The organism is Pseudoalteromonas sp. (assembly GCF_041613455.1).
In the GTDB taxonomy this organism is placed as follows: Bacteria; Pseudomonadota; Gammaproteobacteria; order Enterobacterales; family Alteromonadaceae; genus Pseudoalteromonas.
The window spans coordinates 1-5,781 of record NZ_JBFJHD010000191.1 but is presented as its reverse complement, the minus strand read 5'-3'; the positions used below and the strand labels follow the sequence as shown (position 1 = coordinate 5,781).

Here is a 5,781-nt window from a genome sequence, read left to right as displayed (position 1 = left end):
TTTTTATAGCCATTTTATTATATTTATCCTTTACAACTGTATTACCGCTTAGCATCGAAAAGTCATATTTACGAGCCGTACAATCGTGGTTCTAATTAGTCATTGTCACGTTAAAACGACAAACGCGATACATCATTGAACAAAGCGAAACATGTTAGAAAAATGAGTAACAACGCACCCACTTTAAATCCAAACTCTTGCGTCTTTTCAGAGACTGGCTTTTTACGAAAAAGTTCAATTATGTAATACATTAAGTGCCCGCCATCAAGCACCGGTAAGGGCAATAAATTAAATACCCCTAAGTTAACACTAATTAATGCTAAGAAGCTTAAAAAGGCAACAAAGCCATAGCTTACGCTAGTTCCCGCGCCAACTGCAATGCCTACTGGACCACTTAAATTTTTAACCGAAATCTGTCCGGTGATTAAATTACCTATCATATCAAAGCTTAGAGTAATCAATCGCCATGTTTCTTGCGTGCCTCGCACCATACTATCGAGCGGGCCATAATGTCTAGTTTCTATATACCCTTCAGGCCAAGGTTCGACTACCGGTGCCACCCCTAAAAAGCCTTGCTGCGTGCCTTGAGCACCTATACGCGCCTGTGGTGTGACCGTTATTATTTTTATACTGTCTTGTCTTTTTACACTAAATTGTAACGATTTGTTAGCCGATTGGGTAATAAGATGAACTAATTGCTGCCAATCGCTGATTTTTTCATCGTTAACCGTTAAAATCATATCGTTAACGTGTAAACCCGCCTGCTCTGCTGCCGAGTTTGCGGTGATTGCTGCTATCGTCAACGTGGCTTGGGGCCTAAACGGCACAATACCTAAAGATCGTAATGGTGGCACATCTTGCTGATCCAACTTCCAACCAGCCAGATCAAGTGTTTTAACACGGGTTTGAAATTGTTCATCACGCACAGTCACCGCAACACTTTGCTCGCCTAAGCTCGACATCAGCGCAAATGTCGCATCTTGCCAAGTGGTAATGTCGTCATCGCCAATTTTAGTAATGTGTTGGCTCGGCATAATGCCCGCTTGTTCCGCTCGACTGCCTTCGACAACGCTCCCCACCACCGGTTTTACCGATTGCACGCCCACCATATACATCACCGCAAGCACCACAATGGCAAACAAAAAGTTCGCCATGGGGCCGGCTGCAACAATCGCAATACGCGCGTGCACTGATTTGGCATTAAACGATAAATGACGCTCTTTAGCTGGTACATCATCCACCCGCTCATCCAGCATTTTGACATAGCCGCCCAACGGAATCGCAGCAACCACAAACTGAGTGCCGTATTTGTCATGCCATGTTAATAATGGTTTACCAAAGCCAATCGAAAAGCGCAGTACTTTTACGCCTGCTTTACGCGCCACCCAAAAGTGGCCGTATTCATGCACGGTGACTAAAATACCCAGTGCTAAGATAAATGAACCTAGGTTCCAAAAAAAATCAACCATATTACTGCGTCACTTTTGTTATAAACTGCGCTGCGCTTAGTCGCGCTAAGCGATCGCACTCTAATATTTCATCTAAGCTTTGTACATTGCTGTAGTTGGCGGCGTCCAATGTTTGCGCGTTAATTTTATGAATGTCTGTAAAGCCAATTTGAGCATTTAAAAACGCATTCACCGCAACCTCATTCGCCGCATTCACTGTGGTAGTTGCACCTTGCCCAGCACGACACGCAGCAATCGCTAGCTGTAAATTAGGGTAACGATTAAAGTCGGGTTTAGTGAACGAGAAGTCAACTATATCAGAAAAATTTAATGCTTTAACGCCAGCGTTGATACGCTCTGGGTAAGCAAGGGCGTGGGCTATAGGTGTGCGCATATCGGGGTTACCCATTTGCGCTAATATAGAGCCATCATGGTATTGCACCATGGAATGAATAATACTTTGTGGATGGATCACCACATCAATATCATCGGCATCACAATTAAACAGCCATTTAGCTTCAATAAATTCAAGGCCTTTATTCATCATGGTGGCTGAGTCGACCGATATTTTTTGCCCCATCGACCAATTAGGATGCGCTACGGCTTCGCTGATAGTAACGTCTTTGAGTGTGTCTATATCACGGTTTAAAAATGGTCCACCCGATCCGGTCAGCAGTATTTTGCTCACACCATGGCGATGTAATTGCTGGTTATTTTGCGCATGCTGTAATGCGGGCGGTAAACACTGAAAAATGGCGTTATGTTCACTGTCAATCGGCAGTAAGGTGGCGTTATGCTGTTTCACTTTGTCAATGAACAACTGACCCGACATCACTAACGATTCTTTATTAGCCAGTAATACTTTTTTACCCGCTTCGACCGCGCTTAACGTAGGCAGTAAACCGGCGGCACCGACAATTGCCGACATTACCGCATCAACATCTGCATGCGCGCACAGCTCGCTCATAGCGTGCTCACCGTGCATTACCTGTGTTTTGCAATCTGTATTGGCTAAATGTGCTGATAGTTGCTGTGCGGCGCTTGGCGACGCCATAACCGCATAGCGTGGCTGGTGCGCAATACACAGTTCAGCCATTTTTTTAGCGTTTTGCCCTGCTGCTAATGCAAACACGCTAAACAGCTGACTATTTCGTGCGACCACATCTAAGGTGTTTAACCCAATCGAGCCTGTCGCGCCTAATATAACCAGTTGTTGTGTATTACTCATAAACTCAACGTCCAGGCATAACACATAACAAACATCGGAGCGGCAGCTGTTAGGCTATCGATGCGGTCTAAAATACCACCGTGCCCAGGTAAGCATTTACCACTGTCTTTAAGTCCCGCTTCACGTTTAAACATACTTTCAAGTAAATCACCGACCGCGGAAAACAACGCAATAAATACTGTCATCACGGCGTAAATAGGCCAAACGATTAAATCGACTTCGCTGTAGTAGCAAAATGTAAGTACAAATAACACTGCAGCGACAACCCCGCCGGCTAATCCTTCAATCGTTTTATTTGGGCTTACTTTTGGCATTAATTTACGCTTACCAAACTTTTTACCAGTGAAATAGGCACCAATGTCGGCACTCCACACAATTCCCAAGACCACTAAAATAAGCATAGAGCCAAAATGGATTGAGTCATTGTACTGTGCACTGCGTAGCGTATTTAGTGCTAACCATAAGGGGACCAGAGTTAATAGCCCAGCAATACCACGCATTACCAACCCTTCGTTCCACGCTTTCGCCATTTCAGGGTAACGCCACACTAAATAACTAGCCACTATCCACCACGCAAACGAGAGGGTAAATAAATAATTAGCGTCACCCACTAACTGGCCGTTTTGCCACAGGCTTTCTATCGGCCAATGCAAATTTAATAACGCCAATAAAGCCGCTACAAGCAGCACGAAAGCACCTCGCTTGCGTTTTTCACACAGCCCCATAAAGGCTGACCATTCCCAAGCGCCCATTAACACGATTGCCGCTGCAAAATAACTAAATAAAGTCAATGGAGTATAAAAAACCAAAGCCAGTGCTAATGGCGCTAGCACCAGCGAGGTAAGAATGCGTTGTTTTAACAAAATTGTAACCCTTATTCTATTTAGGTTTGAGCGAGTAATTGTTTTATTTGTTCGCCCGTACAACCAAAACGTCGCTCTCTGGCAACGTAACACGCAATAGCCTCAGCAAATGCTGCTTCATTAAAATCAGGCCAGAGTGTGTCGGTAAAGTAAAGTTCAGCGTAAGCTGCTTGCCAAAGTAAAAAGTTACTAATTCTGACATCGCCGCCAGTGCGAATAAGTAAATCAGGCTCGGCCTGATCTGCCATACTCATATACTGTGCAATACGCTCTTCTGTAATATCGGCTGGGTCTAATTGCCCTTGCGCCACTTGTTCGGCAAGTAGTTTAGCAGCATTAGCCATATCCCAGCGTCCACCGTAATTGGCCGCAACATTTAAATGCAGCCCAGTGTTGTTTGCTGTGAGCTCATGTGCTGCATGAACTTTGCTACGCAGGCTCTCAGAAAACCGTGATAAGTCTCCAATAATGGTCAGTTTGACATTGTTTTTATGCAGCTTTTTAACTTCTTTACTGAGTACAAATAAAAAAAGCTCCATTAAAGTATTCACTTCGTCTTCTGGGCGACGCCAGTTCTCACTGCTAAACGCAAATAAGGTGAGCGACTCTACGCCTAATTTAGTACAAAACTGTACCGATTGACGAACTGCATCTACGCCTTTTTTATGCCCAAACACACGGGGTCTGTTTCTGGCTTGCGCCCAACGCCCGTTACCATCCATGATGATAGCCACATGCTTAGGAAAGCATTGCTGTGAAATAGTGTCTGCATCTAGAACCATAAATTTCGAGTATTCCATAAAAAAACGCCGCCTAGTATACCCCAGACGACGTTTCAAAACTAATATATTTATCCCGATTTCAGGTTATTAGTTACTTAGATTTCCATCAATTCAGCTTCTTTTGCTGCCAATTGTGCATCCATTTCTTTAATGAACTTATCAGTCAGCTTTTGAATTTCATCTTCTGCTTGACGTGCTTCATCTTCAGAAATTTCTTTATCTTTCAATAAGTTTTTAAAGTCGCCATTGGCATCACGACGAATATTACGTACCGCAACACGGCCGCTTTCAACTTCACCACGAACAATTTTAATTAAGTTTTTACGACGCTCTTCCGTTAACGGTGGCAATGGCACACGAATAACCGAACCTGCTGACATTGGGTTTAAACCCAAGTCTGATGCCATAATTGCTTTTTCAACCGCTTGCGCCAGCGACTTATCAAATACGCTTAATGCCAGCGTACGTGAATCTTCAATAGTCACGTTAGCAACTTGGTTTAACGGTGTTGGTGCGCCATAGTATGACACCATAATACCGTCTAAAATTGCAGGGTGAGCACGACCAGTACGAATCTTAGATAACTGGCTACCCAGTGCTGCTACACTCTTTTTCATGCGCTCTTGCGCATCTTTTTGAATATCGTTAATCACAGTTTAATCCTACTCTATTTAATTACTTCATCTGAGGCTTGTGAAGAAATAAGTGTCCCCTCTTCTTCACCCATAATAACACGTTTTAATGCGCCTGATTTATTCATATTAAATACGCTCAATGGCATATTATGATCGCGTGCCAATGTAAATGCCGCTAAATCCATGACTTTTAATTCTTTATCAATAATCTCATTGTAACTCAAATGACGATAAAGTGTGGCATCTGGGTTTTTAACTGGGTCATCACTGTACACGCCGTCTACTTTAGTCGCTTTAATTACGGTATCGGCTTCAATTTCAATGCCACGTAAACACGCCGCTGAGTCGGTAGTAAAGAATGGGTTACCGGTACCGGCTGCAAAAATAACCACGCGGCCGGTTTTTAATAAACTAATCGCTTCGGCCCAATTGTATGCATCACACACACCGTTTAGTGGAATAGCTGACATTAGACGACAGTTAACAAATGCACGGTGCAGTGCATCGCGCATTGCAAGGCCATTCATTACGGTGGCAAGCATACCCATGTGATCGCCAACAACACGATTCATGCCTGCTTCTGCAAGAGAACCACCACGTAAGAAATTACCGCCGCCAATAACTAAACCCACTTCTACGTCGAGCTCTACGAGCTCTTTAATTTCTTGAGCCATGCGATCTAAAACTTTAGGGTCGATGCCAAAGCCTTCATCTCCCATTAAAGCTTCACCGCTTAATTTGAGAAGAACGCGTCTAAAAATAGGTTTACGATTGATAGTCATAGTATTGGGGCCAACTTTTATAAAAAATGGATAAAAAATAACC

Annotated in this window: 6 protein-coding genes; all 6 read right to left on the bottom strand. The window is 43.6% G+C overall.

Going from position 1 to position 5,781, the window contains the following annotated elements; all coding sequences use genetic code 11:
* Nucleotides 1-110: 110 nt before the first annotated feature.
* Nucleotides 111-1,469, bottom strand: a complete 1,359-nt coding sequence (gene rseP / locus ABYB02_RS13845; protein ID WP_372763007.1) for a sigma E protease regulator RseP — start codon at nucleotides 1,467-1,469, stop codon at nucleotides 111-113.
* Nucleotide 1,470: 1 nt separating this feature from the next.
* Complete coding sequence (ispC, locus tag ABYB02_RS13840) at nucleotides 1,471-2,676, bottom strand: 1-deoxy-D-xylulose-5-phosphate reductoisomerase (RefSeq protein ID WP_372763006.1); 1,206 nt, start codon at nucleotides 2,674-2,676, stop codon at nucleotides 1,471-1,473.
* Nucleotides 2,673-3,539, bottom strand: coding sequence for a phosphatidate cytidylyltransferase (locus ABYB02_RS13835; protein WP_372763005.1), 867 nt, complete (start codon nucleotides 3,537-3,539; stop codon nucleotides 2,673-2,675). The genes ispC and ABYB02_RS13835 overlap by 4 nt, the downstream gene beginning before the upstream one ends.
* A 20-nt stretch (nucleotides 3,540-3,559) precedes the next feature.
* Nucleotides 3,560-4,339 (bottom strand): isoprenyl transferase, encoded by a 780-nt coding sequence (locus tag ABYB02_RS13830; RefSeq protein ID WP_372763004.1) that lies wholly within the window; start codon nucleotides 4,337-4,339, stop codon nucleotides 3,560-3,562.
* Between the two features lie 77 nt (nucleotides 4,340-4,416).
* Entirely contained in the window at nucleotides 4,417-4,938 is a 522-nt protein-coding gene (gene frr, locus ABYB02_RS13825; RefSeq protein ID WP_372763009.1) for a ribosome recycling factor, read from the bottom strand.
* Between the two features lie 50 nt (nucleotides 4,939-4,988).
* On the bottom strand, nucleotides 4,989-5,738 hold the full coding sequence (gene pyrH, locus ABYB02_RS13820) for a UMP kinase (RefSeq protein ID WP_372763008.1): 750 nt from the start codon (nucleotides 5,736-5,738) through the stop codon (nucleotides 4,989-4,991).
* Nucleotides 5,739-5,781: the final 43 nt, after the last annotated feature.

Excerpts from the sequence above, each read along its gene's own strand:
- pyrH (WP_372763008.1), bottom strand. The coding sequence starts at position 5,738 with ATGACTATCAATCGTAAACCTATTTTTAGACGCGTTCTTCTCAAATTA.
- frr (WP_372763009.1), bottom strand. The coding sequence starts at position 4,938 with ATGAAAAAGAGTGTAGCAGCACTGGGTAGCCAGTTATCTAAGATTCGT.
- ispC (WP_372763006.1), bottom strand. The coding sequence starts at position 2,676 with ATGAGTAATACACAACAACTGGTTATATTAGGCGCGACAGGCTCGATT.
- ABYB02_RS13830 (WP_372763004.1), bottom strand. The coding sequence starts at position 4,339 with ATGGAATACTCGAAATTTATGGTTCTAGATGCAGACACTATTTCACAG.
- rseP (WP_372763007.1), bottom strand. The coding sequence starts at position 1,469 with ATGGTTGATTTTTTTTGGAACCTAGGTTCATTTATCTTAGCACTGGGT.